Here is a 16,544-nt window from a genome sequence, read left to right as displayed (position 1 = left end):
TTCTTCTCTCCTTACTTTTGGGTAATCGTTCTGAACAGCCTTTTCACGAGCGAAGGCTCTTTATAGTCCTGCTGAAACACCATGTCGTCCAGCCAGTGGATATCATACTGATCCTCTTCAATATAATGCTCAATGTCTTGATGTCCGGGAGGATTATAAATGACGATATCAATGCCGATTTCATTCAAAAACAGCAGGGCTGCGGCGTCTGATCGTGTGAGCTCACCGTTCATTTCCGTATGATACAGCACCAGTTTCGGAACCGTCTGCGCATAGTCGAACATTTGAATCAATTTCAGCAGGTTAGCAGGAAGGTTTGTTGTTTGTTTAAACAAGTAGATCTGGACATCCTTGACCTGTTCCTGGTGCAACGCCTTCAGCCGCGGGTGTCTGCACATTCTCGAGATCGTTTTGGCGATCGCGGTCTGAATGCCTGCCGGAAGCTGTTTGTACTGCCACACATTGCTTGCGATCAGCTTGTCCGGATCGATGTTTCCTTCATGATCAAGCGCGTGGCTGTAATGAAATTGATAGTTTGATTTGATTTCTTCTGTTAACGGAAAGCTTCGAACCATTTCCGTTTCCGGATAATCCGCCATTGTATGAAGTCTGTTCCAATATTCTTTATTGTCCTTCGACACACCCATAATTTTGGCAAACACATTCGGAATATCGATCGAATGTTTATCGGCTTTGAAATTCGGGCGAATAAACGCACGTTCTTTCGCAATTAAAAACAGTTCATCATAGGTCGTTTTCAGCGTCACGGAAACCGGTGTGTGGTCTCTGAACTGCCAAGGCTTGTACAGCATGGATTCCTCGTGATTCAGCACATGTTCAATTTCCTTTGTCGATCGATACGCCACTGTTGATTTACGGTCAGGTTTTTCTTTCGGGAATGGCTGAAGGTCTGAGACATCCGGAAGCTTTTCCGTGAAGCTTAGCTCCTGCTTAGGGTCAACGAGCGTCAGCTGATCGGTTCCCGCCGGATGGAACAATAGAACATCACAGCCGACAAGCATCAAATAATATAAGAAATACAGCTGGCTTTTCGTCGCGTCTCCATACCAGACCACCTTCGGCATCTCCCGCTCTATATCGGCTTTTTCCAGCCAAGGATTCAGGTGGTTCAAGGAAAACTTTGAAACATCAAGAAGCACTCTGCGAAAATCAGGATGATTCAGCCCCTGCTCATGATTTTCGGCAAAGGTATGTAAAAGCGTCATCAGTGCTTTTCTTAAATGGCGGTGCAGCAAAGGATTGGAATGCTTCGCAATCAGCTGTTCCCCGTCCAGAAAGGCGACAAAGCGGCTGACCGAAAGGCCTTTTTCCTTCTGGTTGATGGAATGAATATGCTGAAGCGCCTGAAAGGTTTCGGGTGCAATTGTTTTATCAAGCGTTTCGCTCAGGACATAAATATGATCGTTTACAGAAAGTTCATACAGCTCGTTAAAGTAGTCGGTCTCATCAATGGGCGTGCCCAGTATTTGCCCGGCAAGCCTCGAAAAAGCAAGACCTTGTTCATTCTCATAGTGATCCCGCTCCGGCAATGGCTGAAACAGCATGCTTTTCCAATCACCATCGGCCGGAACAGCTTTATGAATTGTTAGCTCTTCTTGTCTCATCATATCCTCCTTTCTGGTTTGTTTGTGTGTATTACACGTGTTTTAATTTGGATATTTGCGATAAAACTGACGCTGTGATTTCTTCACCCGCCAGCATGCCGCTTGCAATCGTTTTGCGTAATTCCGGATCGTGACTCAATACCTCGCCGTGCGCGGGTGCGATGCCAAAATCGGCTTCCCGGATCAGTTCAAGATCAAGCAGCGAGTCTCCAGCCGTATAGATTTCATCAAGAGAGAGCCTGGATTTCAGGTATTCAACTGCTTTCCACTTATTAAGCGGATTGGGAATAAAGTAAAGCTTCCGCCCCTGCAGAGATACTTGCCAGCCCTTATCGGCGCCCCACTCTTTCACAGCGGATATATCGATATACGGTATTTTTTCCTCATGTAAAATGAGATACACGAAATAGTGATGGGCGATTCGGGTTCTTTTTACCGCCTCTGATAAAGAGAGACCTGCGATTTCCCTCAGCATGGCCTCGATCGGCAGACACGACGCCAGCTCCTCTTTCATCAGCTCGTCCCACTCTTTCAGAGGCTCGCCGTCTTTTAAGATGCACCCGCCATTTGTTGTCACCGCATATTCCGGCACAATGTCCTGCTGGAAACATACGATTCTCTTATACTGTTCGTTTGTACGCGTGGTGACGGGGATAAAATAGTGATCCTTCTGAATCTGATTTAAGTGCTCTTTTACGGCTGAGGAAATATAGGAAAGCTCCCGCCCATTTAATGTTTCAATCAGCTCAATCCCGGCTTCCTTATCGGGCGTGCCGATCATGCGCCTTGAATAAATTAATGTTCTGTCTAAATCGCTGGCAAACGCGTTCATAGGCTTTTCTCCGCCGGACGAATCAGCCCGCAGCAGCTGTAAGACATGTTCTCGTATTCTTCTACAGGCACTCCCCGATCCTTTGCCAGTAAAAGAATATGTTTCAGCGTTTCTTCAGCGCCAGGCTGAATCAGTATTTTCCAAGGCACTCTGCGAAGAAGCACACGGGTCGTTTCTCCGACACCAGGTTTAATCAGGTTCGTATTGCTGATGCCAAATTGCTTTCGGATCGTCTCAATGGAAGCCAAGCCGTCCCAAGCCGGTTTCATACGTGCGCGCTGCAAGTCAATCGCCAGACGTTCTGCTTCTTTAAAAATAGACGGAAATTGCTCGGCTATCGTTTCAATATAGAATACAGAAACATCCTCTTCGCTCAGCTCACGGTAATATTTCGCCCCGTGAAAATCATCCGGCCCGATCCATTTTTCATTTAAGACCGTGCGGCTGACAAGACCCGAGACCGTAGAGTTCAAGCAGGCACTCGGAATCAGAAAATCCTCCTTCGTTCCGTAGATGTCCGCGCAATCACCCGGATCGGCAAGCACCGCAATTTCTGAGGAAAGTCTCGTGTTCCAGCGCCGGTTAAACTGTTCAATGGATTGATTCAGTTCTTTAGTAATAGCACCTTTGCCTGTCCAGCCGTCGATAAAGGCGATTTTTCCGTCTGGATGATGCTTCAGCATATACTGCAAGGCGTTTTCATCAATTCCCCTGTCCCGAATAATCGATATGCTGTAGTGCGGAACTGAGACGTGATACTTCATCTTGATGTACCGTTTGATCAATACACCGATCGGCGTGCCCGCCCTTGCCAGACTGCACAAAACCATATGCTCACCGTGTTTGGCGAAAAGCTGCTCCGCTACAGCTCCGGCCGCTGACGCAACCTTCTGTTTACTGTCTTCAAGCGAGGCATAAAACAGTTTCATATATTCATCTGTCGGTTTATATTCGATCGGCAGCATCTCTGAGTAATGGGTGCCGCTTTGGATCGAGCGTTCCCGTTCTTCCGTGCTTTTTTCAATCGAAACGGCGGACAAATCTTTTAATAGAAAGGTGACATCCTCCTTCGGATAGCTCCCAATCTGGTCAATTATCTCGGTCAATTCAGATCACGCCTTTCCTGAAAAGGTTACAATGTGGATATGCGGCACTTCTTTTTCTTTGAATATATGAAAAATTGGCTGTAACGCCTCATCCGAAACGGTCTTTTCAAGACAGAAAAAGACCTCGTCATACGCTCCGGCGGGGAGGTTATAGATAAAATGGCGAACCGCATCATCTTCGGGATTCATAAATGAATAACCGTTTTGCACAGCATAGCCCGCTTTGACAACAGGGTGAATCGGGCTGCGGGTAGTAGAGTGATAGGAAATGGAGCCCTGAAGATGCGCTGCGATTTTCATAGGAATGTACATCAGCTCTCCCGTTCCAAGCACAAGCGTTCTTCTCCCCTTCCGATACTGTTCCACATGCTGCGCAGCTAGGCGGCAGGCCTCGTGAACCGCCTGCCTGTCACTCGCCTTTAAGCCAAACCGCCCTGTTTCCTTCACATAAAAATGCTCGTCTGCGAATATGGCCGGCTGATAGGGTAAGGATGCAAAGAAGCAGGACAAGTCGATATCTGTTCTGTGTATTGCTGATTCCTGCGGCTTTGGTCTGTAATCATAGGAGGACTCTGACAAAAGCTCTCCCTTAAAGGAAATGCGCCCAGACAGTAAAGCTGTTGTTGATATGGTAACCCCTAATTCCCGTTCCGCTTCAGCATAAGCTTGTTTGTGCTCTTCAGTGCGCCAATCCAATAAAGACAAAACAGCGTATTCTTTGCGGGGGAACTTCGATTGTATATCCCGAATGATATGCAGTGCGGTTTTTCCTGTCGTGATTTCATCATCCACGAGAATCACCGGGCAATCGTTGTTGATCATATGAGGTTCCGCATAGCACAGCTGGTCGGTCGCATGGGAGTGCTCCTCGATAAAGGTAATGGAAGGCTCGTTGTTTCGTATCAATTCACGTGTTGTATGGACATACGACGCATTCTCAATGCAGTCATAAACCGCGTGTCCAAGGGCTGTCGCCGTTTCCGCAAACCCGATCACAAGCGGCGCCTCCTCTAGTGCAATGCGCTGCTTTTGCAATGTTCGATAAGCAGCCCGAAGCCCGCTGTCCGTTCCTGAAAGAAACCCGTTCAGAATGTCGGCCTTCTCCTTCAGCTCACGGCCCGTTTTTCGTTCAGCGAACTCCAAAGCAAGCAGCCCTGACGCCAAAAGCGGCTTCAGCGGATGAACTGGAATATGCTTTCCCAGCACTTTGCTGACAAATAAAAAACCCCTTTTTTTGTTCACCCGCGCCGCCATTTCAAATAAGACTTGCTCCGGAATAGAAAGCGGATTGTCAGTGACCGACAGATCAACCGCCATATTGTCCAATATTTGAAGTATTTTGCTGTTCGTTAAGCAAATCGGAGAAAGATCGGTTTTCATGATACACCCCATAGATTTCTGATTTTATTATGATGTTCTCAGCCCATTTCATATGGGGCTTCATCTCATTCATTTTGTTGGAAAAATGGCTTTTCATCACACCGATTGAACCATTTCCGTGATGAATAATGCTTAACGCATCCATATAGTCTTCCTTTGATACAACATACAGGCTGTTTACCGCTTTAAGCTGAGACGGGTGAATGACTGTTTTTCCGTGAATCCCGTTAGCGATATCAAGCTCTGTTTCCTTCACCAAACCTTTGACATGCTCATTCAGCTCAGAAGGCTGGTGTGCTGACAGAAGGTGAGGCTTTTGCGCTGTCTGGAAATATTCCCAGACCGGTCCAGAAACGACAAACGTCCGGCCGAAATAATTGATGACATCCGCCATAAAATCGGAAATCAGGCGAATATCATAGATGGTTTGCCCCGGCTTTCTCCGGATGCCGTATAACCCGCACAAATCAGTCGCACCGATTCGCACATTTAAAATCAAGTCCTGATATTGATCCAGAACCGCACTCAGCTCTCCGAAAGCCTCCGGCCGCGTCTCTTTAGAAAGCAAATCGGGCGTTTCTAAAATCGGCATTCCAAAAATCGGCGCTCTCATATCGCGAGAGATGTTTTCCAGCGTTTCTGCATAGTCACGGGCGTTCACTCCTGAACATTTCGGAAACACAAAACCGGTTAACAAATGAAGAAAGCGCTTCAAGCGGCTCGCCAGTTCCTGCAGCTGCTGCGGAGAACGCACCCTTACAAACATGAGCGGAAGATTTTCCGGTTCAATTTTGTTTTGCTGAATCGCCTGTTCTATGCGCTCAAGCTGAATGTTGAGATTATGTTCAGCCTGCTCGACTTCATGATCTCCAATTGCATCCTCTAAGCAGAAAACAACGGACGTTAGATCCTCGTACTTTTGTTCAGTAATCATAGCGGCTATGTCGTGGCGGGTTGCAGGCATATATAATAGGGCTCCCAGCGCTTGTTCAAGCCATTTTTTAGGCGCCTCTTTCGTGACCTGTTTCGGCACTTGATAAAATACATGTTCTTCTTGACGCGCTGATAAATAGTGGAAATACCGCAAACCAGTCACCCTCTTTTCTGTAACAAAAAAGGAAGGACATGAAACTCCCTCCTTGTTTTGTTTTATTCTTCTTTTGACGCAGCTGTTTGTTCGCGCACCTGCTTTTGTTTGTTGATATAGTGAATGATAAATGTTACCGCAAACGCAGCGATAATGATAATGAAGAATACAGAATGCGGCATTTCATAATGGAAAGCGCTCCCTGCCATTTTCAGCGCGATAATTCCGATTAACACGAATGCTGTGTTTTCAAGCTCAGGGATTTTATCGATCAGCACAAGGAATACTTTTGCGACTGTACGCATCATTAAAATACCCAGCATACCGCCGATCAAAAGAACCCATACTTTTTCAGACACCGCAAACGCGGCCAAAATGCTGTCCACAGAAAAGGCAAGGTCCATCAGCTCAACTGAAATAACAGTTGCCCAGAAGATACCGAATGTACGGACCATCCAAGAGTTTTTCTTAATACCGTCTGCTTCCTCTTCTTTTTCGCCGATCCAGAAGTGCTTAATGACGAGCCAAGCCAGGTAAAGCGCGCCAAGCACTTTGATCCACCAGAATTTAATGAGAAGCATACCGAGTCCGATGAATATAAATCGGAAAATGTACGCTCCGAATAAACCATACGTTAACGCTTTTTTACGCTGTTTTTCCGGAAGATGTTTCACCATAACCGCAAGAACTAACGCATTATCGGCCGATAAAAGGCCTTCCAGTACAACAAGGGAACCGATCAGACCCCAAGAAACCGGGTCAGTCAGAACTTCCCCCCACATTTTCCAATCGAAAAATGAAGCATACGTAGACATGATGTGATGTAAAAATTCCAAGTTTTTTCCTCCTATTAATTGAAAACGGTGACTGCTTTATTTGTCACTCGCTTACACCTGCAAACCGTAGTTCCGGCATAATGAAGCAAGGCCGCCGGAAAAACCGCTGCCGATCGCATTGAACTTCCACTCGTTTCCGTGTCTGTACAGCTCACATACGACAACGGCTGTTTCAATGGAGAAATCTTCTCCCAAATCGAAGCGAAGAAGCTCATTTTGAGTCTCTTCATCTGCAACGCGTACAAACGCGTTTGACACTTGTCCAAAGTTTTGGCTGCGTGCTTCCGCGTCATGAATTGTAACTGTGATGCCGATTTTCTCAATGTGAGCAGGGATTTTTGAAAAATCAACGATGATCTGCTCATCATCTCCGTCGCCTTCACCGGTGCGGTTGTCACCCGTATGGATGACACCGCCGCTCGGATGCTCAAGGTTATTATAGAAGACGAAATCGAGATCATTCACACAGTTATCATGCGCATCCACTAAAAAGGCTGAAGCATCCAGGTCAAAATCGTGTCCGCCTGAGTACTTATTTGTATCCCAGCCTAAACCGATCACCGCTTTTGTGAGTCCCGGATTTGTTTTCGTTAAATCAACACGCTGTCCTTTTGCTAATTGAATGGCCATACTGCCTCTCTCCTTTCTGCTCTTCGTAATATGTCTTAACCGACTTGCAAGCCGTAGTCTGTTGCGATGCGGGCAAGACCGCCTTGGTAGCCTGAGCCGATAGCAGAGAATTTCCATTCGCCGTTGTGTCTGTAAAGCTCGCCAGCGATAATTGCCGTTTCAATAGAGAAATCTTCCGCAAGATCGTAACGAATAAGCTCTTCATTTGTTTCTTCATTGACAATGCGTACAAACGCGTTTGACACTTGTCCAAAGTTTTGGCTGCGCGCTTCCGCTTCGTGAATCGTGATAACAAATGAGATTTTGTCGATATTCGCAGGTACGGCGCTGAGATTGACTTTTACATTCTCGTCATCACCCTCGCCAAGACCTGTCAGGTTATCGCCTGAATGAACAACTGAACCGTTTCCGCCTTCAAGCTGGTTATAGAAAATAAAATCATTTTGACTTGCGCATTTTCCAGACGCATCTAAAAGAAATACACTTGAGTCAAGGTCAAAGTCATGACCGCCGTCATACTTATTCGTATCCCAGCCTAAACCGACAACAACCTTTGAAAGACCCGGATTTGTTTTTGTTAAATCTACTTTTTGTCCTTTTGCCAATGAAATTGCCATGTTTCATCCACTCCTTTTTCTTTTATACGTACCGGTTGACAATATCTTCTAATCTCGTATCGTTTGTGCCTTCGCCAACCGCCGCGAATTTCCACTCGCCGTCCTGGCGGTAGATTTCAGCCGTAATCAGGCTTGTTCTGCCGGCATAATTGTCTTTCAAATTGTATTTGAGCATTTCTTCATGATTCGATTGATCAACAACACGGATAAAAGCATTTTGAATCATGCCGAAATCCTGTTTTCTTCTCACGCAATCATAAATATTCACAACAAATACAAGCTTATTAATGTTGGCAGGCACTTTCGCCAAATCAATTAAAATCTGCTCATCATCGCCCGCTCCGTCGCCTGTCAGGTTGTCACCTGTGTGCTTGACACTGCCGCAGCGGCTTTTCAGGTTTCCAAAATAAATGACATTTTTCTTATCAGTGAATTTGCCGTTTTCCAGCATCAGCACTGATGCGTCACAGTCAATATTTGGTCCGCCTCCGCCGAGCAGCTTTCCAAAAAAGCCGCCGCCTGATGAAACCGGGTCCCAGCCGAGACCGACCATCAATTTTGACAGACCCGCTTTTCCTTTTGTTAAATCAATTCGCTGACCTTTTTCTAAAGAAATTGCCACACGATTCACTCCTAATCATCGAAATGTGAATATAGTCACATTTATTTTTACGTACAAACGTAACTTGAGTATGCCGTAAATTATTAATATATACGTTTTTTATTATATCAAAGTTTCGTAAAAGTTAAGAATAATTGACGAAAATCCTCGAAAAAAATCTCCCATATTTGATATATGTTTTGCAAATCATATGAATGGCGGATCTTAAACAAACCATTTGACGTGAGCGAGTCATTTTGCCTATTCTTGTATCACATTCTAAAAAGCAACGGAAAGGAAGCGGCCTTTTGATTCATTTAAGCATACTTGATCAGGCACCTGTTTCTAAAGGAGAAAGCTCCGTGACAACCCTTCAGCATTCGGTCGAGCTGGCCGGACGAAGTGAAGAATGGGGCTATAAGCGTTATTGGTTTGCCGAACACCACAGCACGAAAGGACTGGCAAGCACGGCACCGGAAATTATGATCGCCCGCATCGCGGCTCACACAAACAAGATTCGTGTCGGGTCTGGCGGTGTGCTTCTGCCTCAGTACAGCCCGTTTAAGGTGGCCGAGACCTTTCGCCAGCTTGAGGCCTTGTATCCGAACCGGATTGACCTTGGCCTCGGGCGTTCGCCGGGCGGAACGACGAAAACCCGGCTCGCACTAACCGACGGCATCAAAAAAAGCTTAACCGATTTTAACAGACAGCTTCAGGATGTCTCTTATTTTCTGACCGATTTGCTTCCCGCCGGGCATCCGTATGCCGGGATCAAAGCGGCTCCTCTTATTGACACAGTACCGGAGCTTTGGGTGCTTGGATTAGGAGAGAACAGCGCAAGACGTGCGGCCCTTCAGGGAATCGGATATGTGTTTGGACATTTTATCAGCCCTGAACGAGGGGAAAGCGCGTTTCGCATCTATCGTGAAAACTTTCAGCCATCAGCCCATTTCACATCTCCGGCCGCACTGTTTACGATCTTTGTCATTTGCGCAAAAACAGATGAAGAGGCAGAGGAGCTCGCGTTAAGCCAGGATTTGTGGCTTCTTCGCGTCGGGAAAGGCTTGGACAGCAGGGTGCCAAGCATTGAGGAAGCGAAAGCATACCACTATACTGAATCAGACAAAAACCAAATACGAGAAAACAGAAAGCGCATGGTCATCGGTTCTCCAAGCACTGTAAAACAGCAGCTTCTAGAGCTGGCGGACCGCTATGAAGCAAATGAAATCATGGTTCTTTGCAATGTGTTTGATTTTGAGGCGAAAAAAGAATCGTATGAACGTCTTGCCGGGTTATTTCTATAAAAAAAGCAGTTTTTCCCAAAGGGAAAACTGCTTTTTATTTTTACCTGCGCCCTTTTTTACGCTGGGTTTCTTTTTTGATAAACGTCCATATCCCCTGAACTGCAAATCCGATCAGGAGCAGAACAATTAACAGCAGGGTAATGGAAGGACCTGGCGGTGTGCCGAGCTGATAAGATGATGTCAGTCCCATAAATACACTGAATAAGGAAATGAGTATGGCTGACATAAATACCATGTTAAAGCCTTTTGCGATTCTAATGGCGAAAGCTGCCGGCAATACGAGCAGTGCCGATACGAGCAGTACGCCGATAATCGGAATAATAACTGAGATCGCTAGACCAGTGACAATGCTGAATGACATCGACAGAATGTTTGTATTGATTCCGGACGTTTTGGCTGTTGCTTCATCAAATGTCAGCAGGTAGAGCGGCCTTTTCAGCACGATAAAATAGAGCAGGATCAACAATGTAATGATGCCGATAATATAGACCTGCTGCTGGTTAACCGTTACGAGCGACCCGAATAAGTACTGATCAATGCTCATATTGGCGGCGCCTTTCGAAAGGCTGATTAAAAACATCGCGAAGGACAAACCCGCCGCCATTAAGATGGCAATGGATACTTCCGAATATGTCCGATATGCCCGCCGCATGTATTCAATTCCGACCGCGCCGACGGTCACAACGACTATGCTCGCCGCGGTAATATTGGTGCTGAGGAAAAAGCCGATGGCAACACCCGACAGTGAAATATGCGAGAGTGTGTCAGCCATTAAGGCCTGCCTTCTAAGCACAAGATATACCCCTAAAATCGGAGCCATGATGGCGATCATGCCGCCTGCTAGAAAAGCTCGTCGCATGAATTCCAAGTCAAACATTTCCATCCGCCTTTTTCTCCTCTCTCTAATCGAATCACTTTATCTAAAAATTGCTGTACTTCATTTTGTTCATGAGTGACCATCACAACTGTGCGGTTGTGATTTTTCACCAAGTGGTGCATGAATTCGTAAAACCCTTTTCTGCTGTCATAATCAACCGCTGTCGTCGGTTCGTCCAGCATTAAAAGATCGGGGTTGCTGGCAAGCATTCTGGCAATACAGATTTTCTGTTTCTGGCCGCCCGACAAGTCCCCGATTTTCCGATGGCGAAGCTCCCACATTTCCACCATTTTCAGGGCTTTTTCTACTTCGATATGATCTTCTTCATTCAAACGTTTAAACCATTTCCCTTTTGTGTACCGGCCGGATTGGACAAGCTCAAGCACGGTGCTCGGAAAACCTGCATTAAATGAAGAGATTTGCTGCGGGACATATCCTATAGTCAGACGTTTTCCTTCTGCATTCTTTTTACTGATTGTTACCTTGCCTTCCCACGGTTTCAGCATGCCGAGCATCACTTTTATCAGCGTTGATTTAGAAGCTCCGTTTGGACCTGTGATGCCGACAAACTCGCCGCTTTCAATATCAAGAGATACTTTATCCAACACAGGCGTGTGGGAATAGCCAAAAACAATATCTTTCAATGAGACGAGATTCATGTCAATCTTCCTTTCTCACAAAGAAATAGTGTGCACCCTCCGGCGCACACTATCTTTTTATTTATCCAATAGTGAATCTTTCAAGGCATCGAGGTTTTGCTTCATGATGTCGATGTACCCTATACCTTTATCCTGTTCTTCTTTGCTTAAGCCTTCCAGCGTATTCAGCACTTCTGTTTTCGCGCCGATTTCACTGGCCAGTGTATCTGCAACCTTGGAGGATGCAATTTCTTCAAAATATATAATGTTCACGTCATGCTCTTTGGCATACGTTTTCAGTTTTGCTAAGTCAGCTGCACTCGGCTCTTGTTCAGGAGAAAGCCCTGCAATCGGAACCTGAGTCAGGCCGTATTCTTTTGCCAAATAGCCAAAAGCTGTGTGCTGTGTGATAAATTCTTTCTTCGCCGCTTTTTTTACGGTTGTACGATATAGTTTATCAAGATCCTGCAGTTTTGCAATATATTCTTTACTATTTTTCTCATAGTATTCTTTGTTATCCGGGTCTTGCTTCACGATTTGCGCAGTAATATTTTCAACTTCCTTTTGCGCTAAAACAGGGCTGAGCCATACATGAGGGTCCATTTCATGGCTGTGTTCATGCTCTTCGTGATCTCCGTGTTCATGTTCATGTTCGTGTTCTTCTTCAGAGCCCTCCATTAAATCAATGCCCTTGCTCGCATTTACGAAAACCGCATGGTCTTGGCCCATGCTTTTTTCAGTTGAAGGAACCCAAGTTTCCATGTATTCGCTATTATAAACGAACAAATCTGCGTCCTGAATGCTTGCAATATCCTTCGGCGTCGGCTCCCAGTCGTGCGGTTCGACAGAAGACGGAATTAAAAGATCCACATCGCCCTTATCTTTCACAATTTGTTTCGTAAATTCATACATCGGGTAGAACGTCGTGACAATGTGCAGTTTATCACTCTTTGAATCCGCTGACCCTTTTGTTGATGAGTTGCCGCATGCCGCAACCAATAAGAAGCACGCTGCAATCACAAACAAACCGCTCCATTTTTTAAACATAACGAATATCCCCTCTTTTTCACAATGACTTTAAATCAAAATGATAACGATTTTGTAATCCTTAATAATAATAAACCGAAGTCATTACGTTTTGCAAGATTAATTTTATGTTGACGCTATGTTTTTATTCTTCCCGCGTGCAGCGCGGATATATGTACTGAAAAACCCGGCAAACTGCGCCGGGCTGACTTCTTATTCTCTTGCGTTCAAAAAATATACTCTGCTCTCGTAAGGCTGAAACACCATTTCATCAGCAGTATCACCGTTGTTTTTATAATTGCTGAGTAAAAGGGACGCCTGATCCTTGCTGCAGCACTCCGGCCATTGGAATACAGCCTGGTCTTTTGAAAAATTATTCACCGCCAAAAGCTTCTGCCGGCCGTTCTCTCTGACGTATACAAACAGCTGCGGATCATCAGGGAGCAAGAGATCGTAGCTTCCTTTTATGAGATCTGCATACTGCTTTCTCAGGCTGATCACCTTTTTGTAATAGGCTAAAATGGAATCGGGGTCTGCCTCCGCTTCCTCGGCATTGATGGATGTATAGTTCGGATTGACCTTCAGCCATGGCGTTCCGTCCGTGAATCCGGCATTCTTTCCGCTGCTCCATTGCATCGTCGTCCGGGCGTGATCCCGGCTTTTGGCCAAGATAGAAGTCATCACTTCTTCAGGATCATAGCCGTTCTCAAACACCCGTTTATGATACATATTAATCGTTTGGATATCTTTGTAGTCCTCAATTCTCGTAAACGGCGCGTTTGTCATGCCGATTTCTTCTCCTTGATAAATATACGGCGTGCCTTTCATAAAATAAAGGACAGTGGCAAGCATTTTCGCAGATTCTTTGTGATATCTCCCTTCATCTCCGAAACGGGAAACGATCCGCGGCTGGTCGTGGTTGCACCAAAACAGAGTATTCCAGCCTTTATGTTCAAGCGTCTTCTGCCACTTTGTTAATACAGATTTTAAATCAGAAAGCTCCAAGGGCTTCAGATCCCAATGTTCTTTTCCCGGCTGCTGGTCAAGCTCCATATGCTGAAAGTGAAAAATCATATTCAGTTCATGCTTATCAGTTCCCGTATATGTCAAGCCTTCCTCCGGTGTGACAGAGCCAACCTCGCCGACCGACATGACATCGTATTGTGAAAATACTTCGTTTGTCATCTCTTTTAAATAGTCATGGATGCGTTCGCCGTTCGGCTGGAAGGGTTTCGGTTCTGCACACTGATTGACGTAGTCCCCATATGAAGGAAGGAACTCTTTCTTTGAGATCAGATGAAGCTGGTCTATACGCAAGCCGTCGACCCCTTTATCGAGCCAAAACTTCATCATGTCATATACCGCTTGGCGAACGTCAGGGTTTTCCCAGTTTAAATCAGCTTGTTTGACGGCATTCATGTGCAGATAATATTCGCCAGTGTGCTCCTCATATTGCCAAACCGGACGTCCGTAGTCTGACACCCAGTCTGTCGGCGGGCCATCTTCGGTTCCGGGGCGCCAAAAGTAATAACTGCGGTACTTGCTGTTTTTATCCAGCTCCGCTTCTTTAAACCACGGATGCTCGACTGAGGTGTGATTTAGGACAAATCCATGACAAGCTTTAAGCCGCGCTGGTGCACCTCGTCAAGCAGATCATGAAAATCCTCCATCGTGCCGTAAGACTCCATAATCGTCTTATGGTCAGTCACATCATAACCGTAATCAACATTTGGAGAAGGGTAGATGGGACATATCCAAATCACATCTGCCCCAAGCTCCTTTATGTAGTCCAGCCGGGAAATCATTCCCCGCAAATCCCCGATCCCATCTCCATTACTGTCCTGAAAACTTCTTGGATATATTTGATAGACGACTGCATCCTTCCACCAGTCTTTTTTCATCCCGCACTCCCCCTGTTTTTTTCTTTCTACTCGAGCTGAGACGGATAAAGTGTCATTCCGCCGTCTACAAACAGTGTTGTGCCGGTGACGTAACTCGCTTCTCCCGATACGAGCCAAGCCGCTGCAGCAGCCACCTCTTCCGGTTTACCGAAGGCTTTCATCGGAATTTTTTTCAATTGCTTTTGTCTGTTTTCTTCTTTTTTCGTGTCGACGTTGGACTCTGTGGCGATGGTGCCCGGTGCTATCGCGTTGACGCGAATTCCCTTGTCTGCATAGTTAAGCGCCAGCGTTTCTGTCATCATCTTGATGCCGCCTTTAGAGGTTGAGTATTGAACATTAACTGGGCGCGGAATCTGCTGATGAACACTTGAGATATTGAGCACATTGCCTTTAATATTGTTCTTCATCATGTGATGGAGCGCGGCTTTTGCCCCCATAAAGGTTCCCGTTACGTTTACATCAATGACCCTTTGCCAATCTTCAAGGTTCATCTCATGCGGCATGGCTTCTGTACCGTTGAAGCCTGAATTGTTCACCATTACATCAAGCGTGCCAAAGTGTTCTAAAGCGGCATCCATCAGCGCCTGAATCCCTTCTTCCTTTGACACGTCCGCTTCGACTGCGACGGCTTTCCCTCCATTTTGCTTAATGATGTCCACTGTTTCATCGGCTCCTGACGGGTCATTGTGATAATTCACCACCACATTCATTTTCTCGTGGCCAAAGCGTTCCGCAATGGCTTTCCCGATTCCTTTTGAAGAGCCTGTTACGATGGCTGTTTTTCCAATTAAATCTTTATACATAAATGATGTCCTCCTCTGATTTTCCATTGTGTATCTGGAAAATACCCCATTTTTCCGGGTTGAAAACAGCATAAAAAAAGCAGAGAACCTTTTCGGTTCTCTGCCATCTCTTATTGGAAGCGCTGCTCGGCAAGTGTCTTTTTTATGTCCATCAGCCTGCGGTAAAAGAAAGCGGCGAACTCGTAATTTTGCTGCTGATTGAAGCGTTCTGCCGCGTCCAGCAGCAGCTCCTCTGCATCAGCGAGAAGCTGGCGGGATTCGAGAAGGTCAAAGCATTCTTCGAGTACCTTCCTGTCGCCGCTGCCAAGATAAAGCTCGTGAATAAGGCGGAATTTTGTTAAGTACATGTCATCCGCCCATTCTGCCGCGCTTTTTACCCCGTGTTGATACGTTTCTATTGCTTTGTCATATTTTTCTTCTTTACAGTAGATATGTGTCAGTGAAAATACAGCTTGGACGGTCTGCTGAAATTTGTGCTCTTCAAAAATGGCGGCGGCCTTCTTGAAATAGCCCTCCGCTTCGCTAAGATCTCCCAAGCTGTACTTACAGTGGCCTACGTTATAATGAGCGGCGGCAATCATATATGCTTCCTCAAGCTGCCTTGCATGATCCAAAGCGCTGCACAAGTGCTTGAGCGCCTTTTCATGATGGTAGACATCCGTCAAATTTCCAGCAATGATAAATTCACACTGCACACGGCGGCGGCCGTACAGTTCATATTTCGTATAGATATCAAGCGCTTGGCTTGCATAATTCATCGAAAAATACGTTTGTTTGATGTGATAATACACTTCTGCGACCTTAAAAAGAAATTCAGCTTTTTCGATCTCATCTTCCACATACTCCAGCTTTTCCTCGGCGTGCTTATAATGATCGATGGCTAAAATGAAATTTTTCTGCTTAAATTCGTACATCCCTCTGAAATAGTAAAAATAATATTCTAATAAGCCCGTCAGTTTTTGCTGATTGCTTTCAATTTCGTTCAGCATGTCAGAGAACGGAGGCTCGGTGTCGCTGTCTTTCACCGGCATCAGCTTGTCCAGCATGATCCGATGCCGAAATTCCATCAAAGAAAAATATAATAGCAAATCCTGATTTTCTTCCATGTCTTCTAATTCGTACTCGATCTCCTGCTTTAACGCTTCTGCTTTATCTGCTTCAAACGCACGAATGTGTTTGTACCATTCGTTTAGTTTTACCGCCACTTCTTCAGATGGAATCTTTGCTCTCATTGTTCTGCCTCCTTCCTCCTGCTACTATTTATGTTATATTTTATCATAG

Annotated in this window: 15 protein-coding genes and 1 pseudogene; 1 reads left to right on the top strand and 15 read right to left on the bottom strand. The window is 45.6% G+C overall.

All coding sequences use genetic code 11. The annotated features are described in order from the left end of the window. Positions 1-11 precede the first annotated feature (11 nt). The 9 genes from UJ203_RS15590 to UJ203_RS15550 all read right to left on the bottom strand — a co-directional run bounded on the left by UJ203_RS15590 (position 12) and on the right by UJ203_RS15550 (position 8,735). The gene (locus UJ203_RS15590) at positions 12-1,625 is read right to left on the bottom strand and encodes a YceG family protein (protein ID WP_322012151.1); all 1,614 of its coding nucleotides are present in this window, start codon (positions 1,623-1,625) and stop codon (positions 12-14) included. Between the two features lie 31 nt (positions 1,626-1,656). Further along, on the bottom strand, positions 1,657-2,457 hold the full coding sequence (locus UJ203_RS15585) for an HAD family hydrolase (protein WP_216394828.1): 801 nt from the start codon (positions 2,455-2,457) through the stop codon (positions 1,657-1,659). Beyond that, on the bottom strand, positions 2,454-3,563 hold the full coding sequence (locus UJ203_RS15580) for a cysteine protease StiP family protein (RefSeq protein WP_322012145.1): 1,110 nt from the start codon (positions 3,561-3,563) through the stop codon (positions 2,454-2,456). The genes UJ203_RS15585 and UJ203_RS15580 overlap by 4 nt, the downstream gene beginning before the upstream one ends. A 6-nt stretch (positions 3,564-3,569) precedes the next feature. Beyond that, positions 3,570-4,880: a phosphoribosyltransferase family protein gene (locus UJ203_RS15575; RefSeq protein ID WP_322012424.1), complete on the bottom strand. Its 1,311-nt coding sequence runs from the start codon at positions 4,878-4,880 to the stop codon at positions 3,570-3,572. Continuing rightward, positions 4,870-6,030, bottom strand: coding sequence for an HpcH/HpaI aldolase/citrate lyase family protein (locus UJ203_RS15570; protein WP_322012422.1), 1,161 nt, complete (start codon positions 6,028-6,030; stop codon positions 4,870-4,872). Before UJ203_RS15570 ends, UJ203_RS15575 begins: the two co-directional genes overlap by 11 nt. A 62-nt stretch (positions 6,031-6,092) precedes the next feature. Further along, entirely contained in the window at positions 6,093-6,866 is a 774-nt protein-coding gene (locus UJ203_RS15565) for a TerC family protein (protein ID WP_024120125.1), read from the bottom strand. 51 nt (positions 6,867-6,917) lie between these two features. Then, the gene (locus tag UJ203_RS15560; RefSeq protein WP_010332927.1) at positions 6,918-7,496 is read right to left on the bottom strand and encodes a TerD family protein; all 579 of its coding nucleotides are present in this window, start codon (positions 7,494-7,496) and stop codon (positions 6,918-6,920) included. Positions 7,497-7,531: 35 nt separating this feature from the next. Continuing rightward, entirely contained in the window at positions 7,532-8,113 is a 582-nt protein-coding gene (locus UJ203_RS15555) for a TerD family protein (RefSeq protein ID WP_010332926.1), read from the bottom strand. A gap of 22 nt (positions 8,114-8,135) precedes the next feature. After that, entirely contained in the window at positions 8,136-8,735 is a 600-nt protein-coding gene (locus UJ203_RS15550; RefSeq protein WP_010332925.1) for a TerD family protein, read from the bottom strand. Positions 8,736-9,022: 287 nt separating this feature from the next. Between UJ203_RS15550 and UJ203_RS15545 the strand changes: the two genes are divergently transcribed. Then, complete coding sequence (locus UJ203_RS15545) at positions 9,023-10,018, top strand: LLM class flavin-dependent oxidoreductase (protein ID WP_322012130.1); 996 nt, start codon at positions 9,023-9,025, stop codon at positions 10,016-10,018. Positions 10,019-10,058: 40 nt separating this feature from the next. Here the strand turns inward: UJ203_RS15545 and znuB are convergent, their stop codons facing one another. From znuB to UJ203_RS15515, 6 genes and pseudogenes are all read right to left on the bottom strand, one after another. Continuing rightward, positions 10,059-10,901 (bottom strand): zinc ABC transporter permease ZnuB, encoded by an 843-nt coding sequence (gene znuB, locus UJ203_RS15540; RefSeq protein ID WP_044162037.1) that lies wholly within the window; start codon positions 10,899-10,901, stop codon positions 10,059-10,061. Next, positions 10,859-11,554: a zinc ABC transporter ATP-binding protein ZnuC gene (gene znuC / locus UJ203_RS15535; RefSeq protein ID WP_024120122.1), complete on the bottom strand. Its 696-nt coding sequence runs from the start codon at positions 11,552-11,554 to the stop codon at positions 10,859-10,861. Before znuC ends, znuB begins: the two co-directional genes overlap by 43 nt. A gap of 57 nt (positions 11,555-11,611) precedes the next feature. Next, positions 11,612-12,580, bottom strand: coding sequence for a metal ABC transporter substrate-binding protein (locus tag UJ203_RS15530; RefSeq protein WP_024120121.1), 969 nt, complete (start codon positions 12,578-12,580; stop codon positions 11,612-11,614). 192 nt (positions 12,581-12,772) lie between these two features. Then, positions 12,773-14,460, bottom strand: a pseudogene (locus UJ203_RS15525) (glycoside hydrolase family 13 protein). A 26-nt stretch (positions 14,461-14,486) separates the two neighbouring features. Next, entirely contained in the window at positions 14,487-15,263 is a 777-nt protein-coding gene (locus tag UJ203_RS15520; protein WP_322012123.1) for an SDR family oxidoreductase, read from the bottom strand. A gap of 110 nt (positions 15,264-15,373) precedes the next feature. Beyond that, positions 15,374-16,495 (bottom strand): Rap family tetratricopeptide repeat protein, encoded by a 1,122-nt coding sequence (locus tag UJ203_RS15515; protein WP_322012120.1) that lies wholly within the window; start codon positions 16,493-16,495, stop codon positions 15,374-15,376. Positions 16,496-16,544 lie beyond the last annotated feature (49 nt).

This window comes from Bacillus sp. V26, from assembly GCF_034296245.1.
Classification (GTDB): Bacteria; Bacillota; Bacilli; order Bacillales; family Bacillaceae; genus Bacillus; species Bacillus halotolerans.
This window is presented reverse-complemented; position numbering and strand designations above follow the sequence as displayed.